The sequence below is a fragment of the Allobosea thiooxidans genome, assembly GCF_900168195.1.
Classification (GTDB): Bacteria; Pseudomonadota; Alphaproteobacteria; order Rhizobiales; family Beijerinckiaceae; genus Allobosea; species Allobosea thiooxidans.
On record NZ_FUYX01000005.1, the window covers coordinates 232,675 to 248,381 of the forward strand.

At 68.0% G+C, this 15,707-nt stretch carries 13 protein-coding genes; 2 read left to right on the forward strand and 11 right to left on the reverse strand.

Annotation, left to right across the window (positions count from 1 at the left end):
* Positions 1–41 precede the first annotated feature (41 nt).
* From B5Y19_RS11620 to B5Y19_RS11670, 11 genes are all read right to left on the reverse strand, one after another.
* The gene (locus tag B5Y19_RS11620; protein WP_055727279.1) at positions 42–740 is read right to left on the reverse strand and encodes a rhomboid family intramembrane serine protease; all 699 of its coding nucleotides are present in this window, start codon (positions 738–740) and stop codon (positions 42–44) included.
* Between the two features lie 9 nt (positions 741–749).
* Positions 750–1,331: a cob(I)yrinic acid a,c-diamide adenosyltransferase gene (locus tag B5Y19_RS11625; protein ID WP_055727278.1), complete on the reverse strand. Its 582-nt coding sequence runs from the start codon at positions 1,329–1,331 to the stop codon at positions 750–752.
* 54 nt (positions 1,332–1,385) lie between these two features.
* Entirely contained in the window at positions 1,386–1,982 is a 597-nt protein-coding gene (locus B5Y19_RS11630) for an acyloxyacyl hydrolase (RefSeq protein WP_055727277.1), read from the reverse strand.
* Between the two features lie 156 nt (positions 1,983–2,138).
* Positions 2,139–2,327 (reverse strand): twin transmembrane helix small protein, encoded by a 189-nt coding sequence (locus B5Y19_RS11635; protein ID WP_055727276.1) that lies wholly within the window; start codon positions 2,325–2,327, stop codon positions 2,139–2,141.
* A 182-nt stretch (positions 2,328–2,509) separates the two neighbouring features.
* Complete coding sequence (locus B5Y19_RS11640) at positions 2,510–3,790, reverse strand: glycosyltransferase family protein (protein WP_055727275.1); 1,281 nt, start codon at positions 3,788–3,790, stop codon at positions 2,510–2,512.
* Between the two features lie 163 nt (positions 3,791–3,953).
* On the reverse strand, positions 3,954–4,715 hold the full coding sequence (locus tag B5Y19_RS11645) for a polysaccharide deacetylase family protein (RefSeq protein ID WP_055727274.1): 762 nt from the start codon (positions 4,713–4,715) through the stop codon (positions 3,954–3,956).
* Entirely contained in the window at positions 4,712–5,851 is a 1,140-nt protein-coding gene (locus tag B5Y19_RS11650; protein WP_055727273.1) for a glycosyltransferase family 4 protein, read from the reverse strand. Before B5Y19_RS11650 ends, B5Y19_RS11645 begins: the two co-directional genes overlap by 4 nt.
* 32 nt (positions 5,852–5,883) lie before the next feature.
* Positions 5,884–7,011 carry an ABC transporter permease gene (locus B5Y19_RS11655; protein ID WP_244555567.1) on the reverse strand — a complete coding sequence of 376 codons (1,128 nt, stop codon included), beginning with the start codon at positions 7,009–7,011 and terminating at the stop codon, positions 5,884–5,886.
* A gap of 56 nt (positions 7,012–7,067) precedes the next feature.
* On the reverse strand, positions 7,068–8,066 hold the full coding sequence (locus tag B5Y19_RS11660; RefSeq protein WP_055727344.1) for an ABC transporter permease: 999 nt from the start codon (positions 8,064–8,066) through the stop codon (positions 7,068–7,070).
* Between the two features lie 6 nt (positions 8,067–8,072).
* Positions 8,073–10,028 (reverse strand): ABC transporter substrate-binding protein, encoded by a 1,956-nt coding sequence (locus B5Y19_RS11665; RefSeq protein WP_055727271.1) that lies wholly within the window; start codon positions 10,026–10,028, stop codon positions 8,073–8,075.
* Positions 10,025–11,908 carry an ABC transporter ATP-binding protein gene (locus B5Y19_RS11670; protein WP_055727270.1) on the reverse strand — a complete coding sequence of 628 codons (1,884 nt, stop codon included), beginning with the start codon at positions 11,906–11,908 and terminating at the stop codon, positions 10,025–10,027. Before B5Y19_RS11670 ends, B5Y19_RS11665 begins: the two co-directional genes overlap by 4 nt.
* Positions 11,909–12,520: 612 nt before the next feature.
* Between B5Y19_RS11670 and B5Y19_RS11675 the strand changes: the two genes are divergently transcribed.
* Positions 12,521–15,256 (forward strand): ABC transporter ATP-binding protein/permease, encoded by a 2,736-nt coding sequence (locus B5Y19_RS11675; protein ID WP_055727269.1) that lies wholly within the window; start codon positions 12,521–12,523, stop codon positions 15,254–15,256.
* Positions 15,253–15,705 carry a cyclic nucleotide-binding domain-containing protein gene (locus tag B5Y19_RS11680; RefSeq protein ID WP_055727268.1) on the forward strand — a complete coding sequence of 151 codons (453 nt, stop codon included), beginning with the start codon at positions 15,253–15,255 and terminating at the stop codon, positions 15,703–15,705. The genes B5Y19_RS11675 and B5Y19_RS11680 overlap by 4 nt, the downstream gene beginning before the upstream one ends.
* Positions 15,706–15,707 lie beyond the last annotated feature (2 nt).

The window sequence follows — 15,707 nt, forward strand, 5'->3', positions numbered from 1 at the left end:
ACGCCGTCGGAGGTCTGGACCTAGGGGCAAAAGCGCACGGCTTACCAGCTCGCATGGCGGCGGCCGAAAAGAGCGACGCTGCGGCGCACGAAGAGCGGCGTGAGAGCCGCTCCCGTCGCGAGGCCGCCGAGATGGGCCCACCAGCCGATATTGCCGTCCGCGCCGAGCCAGGCCTGGCCCGCCTGCACCAGGATCCAGCCGCCGAGCGCGTACATCGCCGGGATGTGGATCGGGATCCAGTTGAAGGCGACGCCCCAGATGCGGACCTGCGGATAGAGCATGAGATAGGAGGCGATGACGCCTGAGATGGCGCCGGAGGCGCCGATCAGCGGCTGTTCCGAATCCGGATACATGCCGGCGTGGATGACCGAGCCGCCGAAGCCGCAGAGGAAGAAGAATATCAGGAAACGGGCATGGCCCATCGCATCCTCGACATTGTCGCCGAAGACCCAGAGGAACAGCATGTTGCCGACGAGATGGGCGATGTTGGCGTGGAGCAGCACGTTGCTGAACAAGGTCAGCCACGCCGGCAGATGGGCCAGGCCCTCCGGCAGCTGCGCGGTGCCGAACAGCACGGAGGGAATCATCCCGAACCCGGCCATGATGGCGAGAGCGCCCTCTTCCCCCGGCCAGAAGCGCAACACGAGCTGCGCGGCGATGCAGACGCCGATCAGCCCGTAGGTCACGTAAGGGGTTCGCATGAAGCGCAGCGGCACGCCGTCATGCAGAGGGACGAACATCGGCGCGCCTCAGCGATTCTGGCCCGGCACCCAGAGCACGTCGCCACCGGCTTTCGCGTTCAGGAAGCGGGAGGCGACGAACAGGAAGTCCGAGAGGCGGTTGATGTATTTCAGCGCCGCCGGTCCGACCGCTTCGCCCTCGGTCGCGGCGAGCTCGGCCATCAGCCGCTCGGCCCTGCGGCTGACGGTGCGGGCGAGATGCAGATGGGTGGCAGCCGGGGTCCCGCCCGGCAGAACGAAGGAGCGCAAGGGCGCAAGGCTTTCGTTCAGGCGGTCGATCTCGGCCTCGAGGCGGTCGACCTGGGCCTGGACGATGCGCAGCGGCTCGAAGGCGAGCGGCTTGCCGGTCTCGGGCGTCGACAGGTCGGCCCCCAGATCGAAGAGGTCGTTGCTGATGCGGCCGAGCATGGCGTCGACCTCGGCATCCTCGGCGGCCGCGTGCAGCCTTGCCAGGCCGACGCAGGCGTTGGTCTCGTCGACGGTGCCGTAGGCTGAGACACGCAGGTCGAATTTCGGGCGGCGCGGCCCGCTCGTCAGCCCGGTCGTGCCGTTGTCGCCGGTGCGGGTATAGATGCGATTGAGCTTGACCATGCCACGCTTATAGCGCGGCGCGGCCGTTGCGGAAGCGCGGTTTCGGAGCGCCTGCTAAAAAGTGTAGCCCAGCCGCGCGCCGATATTGGCGGGGCCGCGAGTGGTGCCGCCGACCTGGTCGGAGCAGCCCTGCGTGCTGAAATGCTCGAGGGTGGTGACGAGGTTCCAGCGATCCGAGAGCCGGAAGCCGAGGGCGGCCGCCTCGCGCGTGCCGGTGTTGCAGCCGAGATTGAGCCGGTGTTCCGGCACGACGGCACCGGTCTTGCCGTCATTGACGGCCGCGCCCAGGCTCGCCTCGACGAAGACGTCGCGGGTGATGTCGAAGGTCCAGGTCGCGCCGGCATAGGCGTAGCGCGTGCCGTTGAAGTTCAGGCTGGTGCCGAGGTTGAAGCGCGGGATGAAGGCGGCGGCGATGCGGTCGCTGAGCGGGACGAGGCGCGGGGAGAGCAGCTCCGCGCCCATGTTGAGCAGGCCGCTCTCGCGGCCGCCGGGATTGGCGAGGCCGGCACCGATTCGCGCTTCCCAGGCCGGGGCGGGGGGCTCGGTCGCAGGGGCGTAGCTGGAGACACTGCCGGAGAGGGACCGCGTCTGCGCCGAAGCGGAGGAAGCGGCCAGGCAAACGGCCAGGAACAGCGACGCGACGCGAAACATGAGCCTTCAACGGTTGGGCGGCAGGACGGTGTTAGTGAAGCGCACATACTCGTGTTCGGAATGTGGCGAGAACCGGATAACCGCGGCGTCGCCCGTCATCTTGCTTTCCGGATAGCAAAGGCAATTCAGTGGGTTGCGCGCAGTGTCGCAGCGGGGTCAACCGTTACGCCACCACAGGACGACGACGATGCAGATGATGGCCAGGAACTGCAGCACGACGCGCAGCCGCATCAGCCTCTGCGAGGTATTGGCGCTGCCGCCGCGCAGCATGTTGACGAGGCCGAGCACCAGCACGACGGCGACGGCGCCGACCGCGACGGATACGAGCGTGTTCGAGAACGTCATGCGGAGAACCTCTGGAGCCGGTGCCGGTCAGGCCGAATCGGCCTGACGGTGAACCGCCTCCCGCGTTGAGATGGAAAACGTCCGAGCGTCCGGCCTGCGGTGCAAACCGACGGGACCGTGCTCTAGAACGGCGCACGGAGCTTGGCCAGTGCGGTCATGCCGCAGCCGATGGGCGGGGGCCGTCAACTCGGAATGGCTGCCTGCGCCAGCATGCGGCTGCGCACGGGCGAGGAGAGATCGTCCGCCAGCGCGCGGCTGATCGCCGGCAGGCCATCGAGCAGGTCGGGCATGAAGGCCTGCGACGGAGGCGGGCGGCGCGGCAGCGCATGGAGCGCGGCGGCCATCACTGCGGGATCGCGCTCGCCTTCCCCGGTCTGCGAGGGATCGTAGAGCATGTCGATCAGCTTGAGCTCCTCCGCGCGCTGGGCGCGGATGGCCTGCTCGAGCCGGGGTTTGACGCGCGGCACGATCAGGGCCGGCTTGTCGAAGGAGAGGACCTCGCAGAAGGTGTTGTAGCCGCCCATGGCGACGACACAGTGGGCGCGGTTCATCAGCAGCTCGAGGCGCGGCTCGAAGCCAAGCCCCTCCAGCTTCGGGTTGCGCGCGATCCGCTCGGCGAAGTCCTTGCGCTTCTCGCGTGACATGAAGGGGCCGAAGACGATGAGCGCGGGCAGCGGGATCGTCGGGTCGGTCTCGTAGGCGGAGATCACCCAGTCGATCACCCCGGCGCCGTCGCCGCCGCCTCCGGGCGTGACGAGGATGAAGGGCTGCTTGGTGATGCGCGGATAGCGGTTCGGCGGCATCGGGCTGGGCACGGCCCGCTTGAGATAGCCCATATAGCGGACCTTGTCGGCGAAGCGGTGCTGCCCGGGCAGCCCGGCCAGGGGCTGGTAGACGTTCTCCAGCCCGTAGACGAAGATGTCGTCATAGTAGCTGTCGAGCGCTTCGAGCGCGCCGCCGTGGTGCCATTCCTCCAGCAGCTTGGCCGGCTCGTCGAGCACGTCGCGCAGGCCGAGCACGATGCGTGCGCCGCGCCGGCGCAGGATGTCGAGCGCCGGCTTCAGCTCGCCGCGCAGCCCGACAGGCTCCTTGTCGACGATGACCACATCGGGGTCGAAGGACAGCACGGTCTGCTTGATGATGTCCGAGCGCAGACGGATGGTGCCGCCGAGATCGAGATTGAGATGGTGCGGCTCGTAGCCGCCGTCGCCGCGCTTCTCGACGCCGGGAATGCGGACATAGTCGACGCCGTCGCCGAACTGGAAGCTCGAGATCACCGACGAGCCCGAGATGATGATCACCGAGATGTGCGGAAAGCTCGCGATCAGCGCGTTGGCGATCGCCCGGCAGCGGCGGATATGGCCGAGCCCGAAGGTGTCGTGGCTGTAGATCAGGACCCGGGGAGCATGGGGGCTGCGCGGCGGCCTCTCGGCGCCGGCCAGATCGACGACGTTTGAAAACATCGGAACGTCGCCCTCCGGAAAGGCCAGACGACCTCTTAGCGAGGACGAGCGCTACAGCAATATGGGAAGGAACTATAGCGTGGCAACCGGATCGATCCAAGCCCGGCGTCGCGAAACGGCCGGCCGATTCTACCAAAAGCTGTAGCCGTTTCCGACATGCCGTTCAGGCCGGCAGGCTGCGCGGATCGGCCAGACGCACCGCAGGGTGGGCGGCAGCTGCCGATAGCAGCTCGCGCAGGGCGCTCCAAGCGGTCTCGTCATGGTCGCGATGGTGCAAGAGCAGGCCGAGCGCGCTCTCCGGCTGCGCCGTCTCCAGCCGCCTCCGCGCCAGCATGGGCAGGAGTTCCGCCAGCAGATCATGCGCCCGGCGGCCGATGCGCCCGCCCTGCCAGTCCATGACGTCGAGATCGGTGTTGATGAGCCGGGGGCCGCCATTCGGGCCGTGCCGATAGCTGCGGAAGCAGGACAGGGCCTGGAAGCCAAGCGCGCCCAGGCGGGCGGCGTGATGTGGGTCGATGCGGTTCCAGGGCGGCACGAAGACGGGCAGGGCGGCGTCGCCGAGGAGGTCGCGCAGCCGGTCCCGGCCCTGTGCGATCTCGGCGTCGACCTCGGCTGCGGGCCGGTCGAGGCCGAATTCCGATTTCTTGGCGCCGGCAGGCGCGTGATTATGATGGATCACGCCGTGCTGGCAGGGCAGCAGCCGCGGCATGGCGCGCAGCGCCGGGACAAGGTCAGGCTGCGCCTGCATCGGGATGACGGCGAGCAGGACCGGCACGTCGAAATCCTCGGCCAGCGCGGAGAGGTGGCCGAGCGCGGGGCTTGGTGCGATGGCGTCGTCGTCGCGCAGCCAGAGCGCGAGGCGGCGGCCGGTGGCGCTCCAGCGATCGAGCTCCTCCGCCAGGGATTGCCAGGGCGAGAGGCTCATCGCGCCGTCTCCGTCACGGCCGGCTGCAGCTTGCCGGCGCGATTGCGGCAGGCGCGGGCAAGCCCGTCCGCCAATCGCTCGGCTGCGCGCGCGATCGTGCGCTCGGCAAGGATGAAGCGGCGGGCGGCGGCTCCCATCCGGGCGCGAAGCTGCGGGTCGCGCAGCAGGCTCGCCAGCGCCGCTGCAAAGGCCTCCTCGTCATGTTCCGGCACCAGAAGGGCGGTCTCGCCGGCGCGCACGGTGGCGGCGACGCCGCCACTGTCGAAGGCGACGACCGGCAGCCCTGCCGCCTGAGCCTCGAGATAGACCAGGCCATAGGCCTCGCCCACGCCCGGCCAGACGAAGACGTCATGGGCGGCGAGTTCTTCCAGGGCGGCGGCATGGTCGAGCCGGCCGTGCCAGGTGAGTCGTTCGGCAGGCAGCCCGGCGAAGGCGGCCTCGACCTCGGCCCGCAGGGGGCCGTCGCCGACGATGCTCAGCTGCCAGTTGTCGTCGCGGAGGCGGCCGAGGATGCGGGCGAGGGCGAGATAGCTGCTGCGCTTGGCGCCGTCGCGCATCATCGCGACGGTGATCAGTCTCGTCGCGCCCGTAGTGCCGGCGCGCCCGGCCGGGATGGCGGGAAGGTCGACGAAGGGCGGCAGGGCGACGAGGTCGGTGCCCGGCCGGCGCCAGGGCTCGAGACCCTGCCGGTCGCGGTCGGTGAAGTAGAAATGGACATCGCCGGCGGCGAGGGCGCGCCTGGCCGCGGCGCTCTGAACGGCCCATTCATCCTGGCAGCGACGCGCGGCATCGCTCGATTCGGCGGTGACATAGGGGATGCCGAGCGCCTCGGCGATGTCCGGGCCGAGAAGGTCCGGCGCCCGATAATAGTTGTGATAGGTGAACCAGAGGTCGGGGCGCGGCCGCCCCGCGCGATACGCCGCGAGCAGGTGCTCGCGGCGTATCGCTGCATCCCGCTGCTGGGCGGCGAAGGAATCGGCGTTCGCCTGGCGCAGATAGGTGCGCTCGGCAGCGACGGGCTCGACGATGTGGCCGAGCGTCTCGAGCGCCGTAGCGAGCTGGCGCGCCATGCGCCGGTCGCCGGAGACGCCGCCGTCGTCGAGCGCGTTCAACGGGGTATGGAAGGCGATGCGCAAGCTGGTTTCGTGATGGCGGCGGCGTTTCGGGTTCAGCGATAGGGATCGGCCGCGTCGCGCAGGCCGTCGCCCAGGAAGTTGAAGGCCAGGATGATCACGATCACGGGCACGACCGGATAGAGCAGCCAGGGATAAAGCGCCACCACATTGATGTTCTGCGCCTCGTTGAGCATCACGCCCCAGCTGGTGATCGGCGGCCTCAGGCCGAGGCCGAGGAAGGAGAGCGCCGTTTCGCCCAGAATGGTCTTGGGGATGGTGATGGTGGCCGAGGCGATCAGGTGGCTCATGAAGCCGGGCACCAGATGCAGCCCGATGATGCGGGCGGGCTTCGCCCCCATGAGCTGGGCGGCGACGACATAGTCCTCCTCGCGCAGTGAGAGCAGCTTGGAGCGGACGGCGCGCGCGAGCCCGGTCCAGTCCATCAGCCCGAGGATCACGGTGATGCCGAAATAGACGAGCAGCGGGCTCCAGGACGGCGGCATGATCGAGGCGAGCGCCAGCCAGAGCGGGATATGCGGCAGCGACTGCACGATCTCGATGACGCGCTGGATGACGAGGTCGACGCGGCCACCATAATAGCCGGCGATGCCGCCGATGATGACGCCGAGCACGAAGGAGATCGAGACGCCGATCAGGCCGATCGAGAGCGAGATGCGCCCGCCATAGAGGATGCGCGAGAGCATGTCCCGGCCGAGCCGGTCCGAGCCGAGCCAGAAGAAGGTGCCGTCCTTGGGCGGGCAGACGAGGTGCCGGTTGCCGGGGATCAGGCCCCAGAAGGTGTAGCCGTCGCCCTCGCAGAAGAAGCGCAGCCGCTGCGGCCGCGACCGGTCGACTTCGTATTCGCGCTTCAGGTTCTCCATGTTGAGGCGCATCGTGTAGGGATAGACGAAGGGGCCGATGAAGCTGCCCTCGTGGAAGAGATGGACGCTCTGGCCCGGCGCGCGGATGAAGTCGGTATTGCGCGTCGTGTAGTGATAGGGCGCCAGGAATTCGGCGAAGGCCGCCATGGCGTAGATCACGAAGATCACCACGGCCGAGACGACCGCGAGCTTGTGGCGGCGGAACTTCCACCACATCAGCTGCCATTGCGAGGCGAGGTAGACCCGCTCCTGCTCCGGCGTCATCACCTCGGTGGCGTAGGGCTCGAACGGCGCGGTCAAGGCCGCATGCGGCAGGGGCGCGCCGTCCGGGGGAAGCGTGTGGAGCGGGTTCGCCTTCACTTGGTCGCGGTCCCCTGCAGGCGGATGCGCGGATCCAGGAAGGCGAGCGCGATGTCCGAGATCAGTACGCCGATCACGGTCAGGAAGGAGAGGAACATCAGGAAGGACCCGGCAAGATACATGTCCTGGCTCTGGAGCGCGCGGATCAGCAGCGGCCCGGTCGTCTGCAGGGAGAGCACGATCGCGACGATCTCGGCGCCCGAGACGATCGAGGGCAGGATGTCGCCGATATCCGAGATGAAGAAGTTGAGCGACATGCGCAGGGGGTATTTCCGCAACGCCCTGCCGGGCGGCAGGCCCTTGGCGCGGGCGGTGACGTAATACTGCTTCTGCAGCTCGTCGAGGAGGTTGGCGCGCAGCGCCCGGATCATGCCGGCGGTGCCGCCGGCCCCGATGATGATGACCGGGATCCAGAGGTGCTCGAGCACGGATCGAAGCTTTGCCCAGCTCATCGGCTGGTTGAGATATTGCGGATCGACGAGGCCGCCGATCGATGTGCCGAACCAGATATTGGCGAAGTACATGAAGACGAGCGCCAGCAGGAAATGCGGCACGGCGAGCCCGATCAGCCCGAGGAAGGTCAGCCCGTAATCGCCCCAGCTGTACTGGTGGGTGGCGGAGTAGATCCCGATCGGGAAGGCGACGATCCAGGTGAAGAGGATCGTGGCGAAGGAGACGATCATGGTCAGCAGCAGGCGGTCGCCGACGATCTCCCGCACGGGCCGCTGATACTCGAAGGAATAGCCCATATCGCCCTGGAGGAGGCCGGCGACCCAGCGGACATAGCGCTCGAGCGGCGGCCGGTCGAAGCCGTATTCCTTCTTCAGGAACTCGATGCGGCTCATATCGGCCTTCTCGCCCTGGGCCTGCATCTCGGCCGCGAGCGTCTCGAAGTAGTCGCCTTCGGGCAGGTTGATCACGGTGAAGATCAGCGCGCTGGTGACGATCAGCGTCGGGATCATGATCAGGATGCGTTTGAGGATGTATCGCAGCAGCACGGGTCAGCTCTTGGTCTCGTCCCGGTCGAACCACAAGGTGTCCGGCATGTAGCGGCCGATGAACGCGCCGGGCTCGAAGCTATAGAGGCCCTTGTCGGGGACGTTGCGCAGGTCGCGGGAGACCACGATCGGCTGCAGCGTGCTGTTGATCACGCCGATGGTGAACAGCTCCTCGGCGTTGAGCGTCAGCATGCGGTGCCAGATCCGGCGCTGCTCCTCGCGCGTCGCGCTGACGCGCCAGGCCCGGTAGAGCTGGATCAGTTCTTGCACTGCGGGCAGATCGGGCTTCTCGCCCTCATGGCCGCTGCTCTCGACATATTGCCCCCAGCGCGGCCACTGGAACTGGGCCGAGGAGGTCGGCGCGAGCGCGTCCGGCTCCATCTCCGGCGTGACCAGGGCGTTGTCCATGCCGGCCCAGGCCGACATTATGGTCTGGCCGGCGAGGATGCGGCGGCGGAAGACGTCGCGCTGGGTCGAGCGCGGATAGATCTTGATGCCGACATCGAGCAGGTCCTGCTTCAGCAGGTCGAGGATGTCCGTCTCCTCGGTGCTCTCGCCCGCGGTCTCCACGGTGAATTCGAGCCGGCGCCCGTCGGAGAGCAGCCGGACCCCGTCATCGTCGCGCCTGGTGAGGCCGATCTCGTCGAGCAGTCGGTTCGCCAGCGCCGGGTCGTGCTGTGTCCAGAGTGCGGCGAGCCGCGGATCGTAGAGCGGGCTTTCGGGCAAGGCGGTGTTGCCGCTCTCGCGCGCCAGTCCGAAGAAGATGACCTTGTTGACGTCCTGGCGGTTGATGGCGACGGACACCGCCCGGCGATAGCGGATATCGCGGTTGAGGGTGCGCCAGACCGGGTCGATGACGTTGAGGTTCGGCAGCAGGGCGAAATAGGCGCCCTCGGCCCGCTTCCACAGCTTGACCTCGAAGTTCATCCGCGCCGAGGCTTCCTTGAGGAAGGTATAGTTGTCGAAGCGCAGATAGCGGGCCTGCAGATCGGCTTCGCCGGCGGCCGTCTTGGCGGGAATGAGCGCAGCGGTTCCGATCGTCAGCGAGACCCGGTCGATATAGGGAAGCTGGCGCCCCTCCATGTCGATGCGGTGGAAGAAGGGGTTGCGCTCGAAGATGAACTGCTCGGCCGGCAGCGGTGTGGTGTTGCGCCAGGGCTCGAGCGTCGGGAGCTTCGGGTTCTCCGGGCGGTACATGCGGGACAGGCGCTCGTGCAGCGCGCCCCAGTCGCGCACGCGATGGGCCTTCACTGCCGCCGCCAGCTCCTTCTTGTCGGCGTGGCGTTCGTGGTACTGCTTGAGATAGCGCGACGCCATGAAGAGGTAGGTCGGCTGCGCCCCCGCAAGGGCGGGGAGGAATACCGGGTTCGGCGTCTTCCAGCTGTAGCGGATTTCGGTCTCGCTCAGCACCTCGAAGAGAGGCGGCTCGCCGGCCGAGAGCATGGCCAGCGGCGGACCGCCGGGGGAGAGCCGCTCGTTGTTGGCGATGTCCTCCCACCAATAGCGGAAATCCTCGCTGGTGAAGGGCGAGCCGTCGGACCAGCGATGCCCGGGGCGCAGGCGCAGGGTGAAGATCCGGCCTTCCCGAACCTCGAAGCTCTCGAGCAGGTCGGGCACGAGCTCGAGGTTGTTGTCGTAGACCAGGAGACGCGTATAGCCGTAGAGCGTCATCATGCGGATGTCGCGCTGATCGCCCATCAGCATGCGCATCGTGCCGCCATGGCGGCCGGGCGTGCGGCCTATGTCGGCGAGATCGATGACGCGTGGACGCAAGGGCAGGCGTTCCGCGACCGGCGGCAGGGTGCCCGCCGCGACGCGCTCGGCGAAGAAGGGGCTGTCGATCGGGCCCGCTGCCTGCGGCTGGGCGCGGGATCCCCGCGGCAGCAGCGGGCTGGAGAGTGCGGCGGTGCCGAGCAGCAGGGCGGCGCGGCGGCTCGGATGGCGGTTGCGCTTCGTCACGGGACCAGCTCCCGGGCATCGGCGTTCGGCCGGGCCAGGACGTAATGGCCGTCGCCGAGGGGCAGTTGCGTCAATGCGGCATCGTCCGGGCCGGAGCGGAAGGCGTCACCCCACTGGCGGTCATCCGATGCGCCGGTCGGCGCGGCGAGCTTGAAGTCCAGCTTCCGGTCCAGATCGGCGAAGGGCACCGAACGCAGCAAGGCCTTGGTATAGGGGTGGACGGGGTTGTTGAAGAGCACATGGCGGGGCGCCAGCTCGACGATCCGGCCATTCGCCATCACCGCGATCCGGTCGGCCATGTAGTTCACCACCGCCAGGTTATGGGAGATGAACAGGAAGGTGAGGCCGCGCTCGGCCTGCAGGTCCTTGAGCAGGTTGAGGATCTGGGCCTGGACCGAGACGTCCAGCGCGGAAACCGGCTCGTCGCAGATGATCAGCTCCGGATCGAGCGCCAGCGCGCGGGCGATGCCGATGCGCTGGCGCTGCCCGCCCGAGAAGGAATGCGGGTAGCGATTCAGGTAACGGACGTCGAGCCCGACATCCTGCATCAGCGCCTTGACCCGCTCGCGCTGCTCGGCCGGCCCGCCCCGGTCGTGGATGACCAGCGGTTCGCGCAGGATGTTCATCACGGTCATGCGCGGCGAGAGCGAGGAGACCGGATCCTGGAAGATCATCTGCACGCGCTGCCGGAAGCTGCGCAGCGCCTCGCCCTGCAGAGTAAGGACGTCGCAGCGCTCGCGCCCGTCGTCGAAGACGACCTCGCCGGAATTGGCGGTGATCGCCCGCATGACGATCTTGCTGACCGTGGTCTTGCCGCAGCCGCTCTCGCCGACCAGCCCGAGGCATTCGCCGCGGCGGATGTCGAAGCTGACGTCGTCGACGGCCTTGACCGTGGTGAGCGTGCCCTTGCCGAAGAAGCTGCGCGAGCCGGTGACATAGGTCTTGCGAAGATGGCGCACCCGCAGCAGCGGTGTGTCGTCCGCGCGCGGTGCGGGAGCAGGGGCGGCCCGCGCAACGGCCGGGCGGGGCCGGGCCTCGCGCAGGGCGACGAGGCGCTCGCCCTCCTGCATGTCGAAATGCGGCGAGGCCTTCAGCAGCGCCTTGAGATAGGGATGGCGTGGGTGCCGGAAGATGCCCTCGACCGGCCCGCGCTCCATGATCTCGCCGTGGAAGATCACCACCACCTCGTCGGCCATGTTGGCGACGACGCCGAGATCATGGGTGATGAGCAGGATGGCCATGCCCATCTCCGCCTGGAGATCGCGCATCAGATCGAGGACCTGGGCCTGGATCGTGACGTCGAGCGCGGTCGTCGGCTCGTCGGCGATCAGCAGCGCCGGCTGGCAGATCAGCGCCATGGCGAGCATGGCGCGCTGGCGCAGGCCGCCGGACAGCTCGAAGGGGTAGAGCCCGAAGGCGCGCTGCGGATTCTTGAAGCCGACACGCTTCAGCATCGCTTCGATCAGGCCGCGCGCCTCCGGCTTGGGCATCGGCCGGTGCAGGAGCAGCGCCTCCTCGATCTGGTTGCCGATGGTGTGGATCGGCGAGAGCGAGGACATCGGCTCCTGGAAGATCATGCCGATGCGGCCGCCGCGGAGCTGCCGGATCCCCGGTCCCTCCGGCGGCAGCGCGGCGATGTCGACGACCGTGTCGGGCGCGAGCGGATCGCGGAACAGGATCTCGCCGCCGGTGATGGCGCCGGCGCGCGGCAGCAGCCCCATGATCGCCTGCGAGATCACCGATTTGCCGGAGCCCGACTCGCCGACGAGCGCAACCGTCTTGCCGGCTGGGACGCGCAGGCTCACGCCCTTCACCACATCCCGGCTGAAGCCGTGGACGGTGAAGCCGATACGCAGATCGCTGATGCGCAGGATATCCATAATCTAAATCGACGCCGAACCCGCGAGGTCCGCTCCTTTCCTGACGTCACTAGACGTCGAAAGTTCCGCCTTGCCAATGGGATTCGATGGCCCCGCCATTTCGGTGGGACATTCGTCGCTCCGGATGACATCGCTGCAACGCGGCCGCGGTGGACATCGTTGTGGCGCGCGCCCCGGGCGGCGGCGCGGGGAACGATGGGTCCGCGCTTGAAATACCGTCGAGTCCGGCCCCGGATCGCCACGGCCCACGGGCAGCGACAGAGGCAAGACGAGCAAGCGGCGAACCGCCCGGCTGCGTCCGGCAGGATCGCCCCACGTCCATCCTGCGATCACATATCGGCGATCGTGATGCGGAAGCGGGACCGGCGCGGCGGAGCGTGAAACCGTGCCGAACGCGCCGGGATCGGACACCGGCACGCCCGGCCGCCCGCAACGCCTCCGCGCCCCGGCGCAATCCGATCAGCCGATCCGCTTCGATTGCCTTCGCGCGACGGCGCAGGCGCGGCCGCGGCCGGCGTGCATTGCACTCAGGCACAACCTCACCACATATGGGCGCTTCGGGCCGCGGCGTCGGCGAGGCCGCGTGGCGGCGCATCGGAACAGGATCGCCCTTTGGAGCCCAATCTCTTCCGTTACGTCTGGCAGAAGAGCCGCGGCGAGCAGATCATCGTCCTGCTGATCATCCTTGTCTCGATCCCGTTCAACTGGGCGTCCTTCGACGTGCCGAAGCGGATCGTGAACGATGCGATCCAGGGCGGCGCCTTCAGGGACGGGCGCACCACCACCACGCTGATGGAGCTCACCCTGCACATGCCGTCCTGGCTGGGCGGGGGAAGCCACAGGCTGTTCGATGGCTTCCAGGTCGGGCAATACGGGCTGCTGCTCGGCCTCAGCGCCTATTTCCTGCTGCTGGTGCTGATCAATGGCGGCTTCAAATACGTCATCAACGTGCGCAAGGGGATTCTCGGCGAGCGGATGCTGCGCCGCATGCGCTACGACCTGTTCAGTCAGCTGATGCGCTTCCGGCCCGAGGAGATCCGCTCGGTCAAGCCGGCCGAGATCGCGAGCATGATCAAGGACGAGGTCGAGCCGATCGGCGGCTTCGTCGGCGACGCCTTCATCCAGCCGGTCTTCCTGCTCAGCCAGGCCCTGACCGCGCTCGTCTTCATCATGGCCCAGAGCTTCTGGCTCGGCTCGATCGCGCTGCTGATCGTGCTGGCGCAGGCGATCATCATCCCGATCCTGCGGCGCGAGCAGCTCAGGCTCGGCCGCGAGCGCCAGATCGCTTCGCGCCAGCTCGCCGGCCGGATCGGCGAGATCGTCGATGCCGGGCCGATGATCCAGGGGCATGGGGCGACGGCCTATGTGCAGTCCGACATCGCCGGGCGGCTCGGGCGGCTCTTCGACATCCGCTATGCGCTCTACAAGCGGAAATTCGCGGTCAAGTTCCTCAACAACCTGCTCGCCCAGATCACGCCGTTCTTCTTCTACGCGATCGGCGGCTTCTTCGCGCTGCAGGGCAGGCTCGACATCGGCCAGCTCGTGGCGGTGATCAGCGCCTATCGCGACCTGCCACCGCCGATCAAGGAGCTGATCGACTGGGACCAGCAGCGCAACGACGTGATGATCAAGTACGACCAGGTCATCTCGCAGTTCAACAGCGACGACACGCTCGTGCTCGACGAGGCCAATGGCTGCGCCCGGCTGCCCGAAACGGGCTCGGTCAGGCTGGAGGCGGTGCAGTTGCTCGACAACCGAGGGCTGCCGCTGCTGACGCCGATCTCCTTCACCGTGCCCCGCCCCGGAATCGCCGTCATGGTCGGGCCGCCCGGCGGAGGCAAGGACGTGCTCGGGCGCATCCTCGGCCGCCAGGCGACGAGCTATGCCGGCCGGGTGCTGATCGACGGCGAACCGCTGGCGGAGATGACGGTCGAGCGGGCGAGCCACATCATCGGCTATTCCGGCGACGAGGCCGAGATCATCGGGGGCACGATCCGGGACAACATCCTGCTGCCGCTCCGGCGCCGGCGCCCCAGCCTCGGCAAGGACCGGTCGATCTCGCCTCAGGAGCATGGCCGCTTCGTCGAAGCGCTCCGCTCCGGCAACTCGCCTTTCCCGTTCGAGGCGGACTGGACGGACTATGAGGGCGTCGGGGTGAGCGACGCGGCCGAGCTCGGCCTGCGGGTGCACGAGCTGCTGGACGTGTTCGGCTGCACGCAGGACATCTACGAACTCGGCCTGGGCGGGCGGGTGATGCCGCCGGTCAGCGCACAGGCGACCGAGCGCATCATCACTGCCCGGCGCGTCGTCGCCGCCGAGCTCGCCCGGGTGAAGCTCGGCGACCTGATCGAGCCCTTCGTGCTCGACCGCTACAACCGTAACGCGTCCATCGTCGAGAACATGATTTTCGGCACGCGCACCAGCATGCGCTTCGACAGCGCGACGCTGCTGTTCGAGCCCTATGCCCATTCCATCCTCAAGGCCGAGGCCCTGATCGAGCCGCTGGCCGAGATGGGCGGGCGGATCGTCGCGACCGTGGTTGAGATCTTCGCCGGGCTGCCGCAGGGACACGCGCTGTTCGAGCGCTACTCCTTCGGTGCGGGCCTCGATTTCGAGCGGCTGAACGAGCTTGCAGGCATCCTCGCCAAGCACGACATGCGCGTCCCCCTCGACCTGGAGACGGAGCGGGATCTCGTCGCGCTGGCCCTTGGCTATATCGAGCCGAAGCACCGCCTCAACCTGATCGACGAGCGGTTGGAGCGGCGCATCCTGCGGGCGCGCGCGAGCTTCCACAAGCATCTGCCGGCCGATGCCGCGGCCGATGTCGACTTCTACGATCCCGACAAGGTCATGCTCGGGGCGAGCGTGCGCGACAATCTGATGTTCGGCCGCATCGGCTACGGCATCCCGGAGGCCGGCCGGAAGGTCGCCGAGATCGTCCTGCAGGCCCTGGAGCGCTCGGGGCTGGGCGAGGCGCTCTATCGGCTGGGGCTGGACACGGAGAGCGGCATTCGCGGGCGCTATCTGCCGGCGCGGCTGCGCCATGCCGTCCCGTTGGTGCAGGCGCTGGTCAAGGCGCCGCAGGTCGCGGTGCTCGATCTCTCGGCATTGCTCGCGATCTCCGACGAGCCGGAGCGGATCGTCACGCGCCTGCGCGGCTATTGTTCTGATATGACGCTGTTTCTTCTGATGGGAGATGCTAATCTCGTCGACGACGTTCCGCTGCGGGTCGTCTTCCACGGCCCCACCGGGACCGTCGAGGCCGGCGACGCACCGGAAGCCGCCAACGATGCAGGCGGCGTGCCGCCGCGCCCAGCGGATGTCCGGAGAATGGAGGCGCGACCATGACACTGGAAAATGATATCGGCTGCCTGCGGGGCCTGTCGCTGTTCCAGAACATGCCGGCCTCCCGTCTCAAGCTCGTCGCCCTGATGGGCGAGCGGCTCCATTTCGAGCCGGGGGCGATCATCATCGACGGGGCGAACCAATCCGAAGGCGTCTATGTCGTGCTGGAAGGGGAGGTCGAATTCTCGCAGCAGCACGGCAGCGGCGAGGGGCGCCGGTTCCAGAAGGACACCGGCAGCATTATCGGCGACGTCTCGCTGCTCAGCGGCCAGCGCTTCCTCGGCACGGTCAGTGCGCGGACGGCGGTCTCGGCGCTGCGCATCCCCAAGGACCTGTTCTTCGAGCTGCTCCAGACCGTTCCCGAGTTCAGCCTCGCGGTTTGCCGCGATCTCGCGGCCCGCGTCCATCGCCTCGCCAGCGTGCTGTTGCGCGAGAGCGAGGCCGTTTCGTGAAG

Excerpts from the sequence above, each read along its gene's own strand:
- B5Y19_RS11625 (WP_055727278.1), bottom strand. The coding sequence starts at position 1,331 with ATGGTCAAGCTCAATCGCATCTATACCCGCACCGGCGACAACGGCACG.
- B5Y19_RS11680 (WP_055727268.1), top strand. The coding sequence starts at position 15,253 with ATGACACTGGAAAATGATATCGGCTGCCTGCGGGGCCTGTCGCTGTTC.
- B5Y19_RS11640 (WP_055727275.1), bottom strand. The coding sequence starts at position 3,790 with ATGTTTTCAAACGTCGTCGATCTGGCCGGCGCCGAGAGGCCGCCGCGC.
- B5Y19_RS11635 (WP_055727276.1), bottom strand. The coding sequence starts at position 2,327 with ATGACGTTCTCGAACACGCTCGTATCCGTCGCGGTCGGCGCCGTCGCC.
- B5Y19_RS11645 (WP_055727274.1), bottom strand. The coding sequence starts at position 4,715 with ATGAGCCTCTCGCCCTGGCAATCCCTGGCGGAGGAGCTCGATCGCTGG.
- B5Y19_RS11630 (WP_055727277.1), bottom strand. The coding sequence starts at position 1,982 with ATGTTTCGCGTCGCGTCGCTGTTCCTGGCCGTTTGCCTGGCCGCTTCC.
- B5Y19_RS11620 (WP_055727279.1), bottom strand. The coding sequence starts at position 740 with ATGTTCGTCCCTCTGCATGACGGCGTGCCGCTGCGCTTCATGCGAACC.
- B5Y19_RS11670 (WP_055727270.1), bottom strand. The coding sequence starts at position 11,908 with ATGGATATCCTGCGCATCAGCGATCTGCGTATCGGCTTCACCGTCCAC.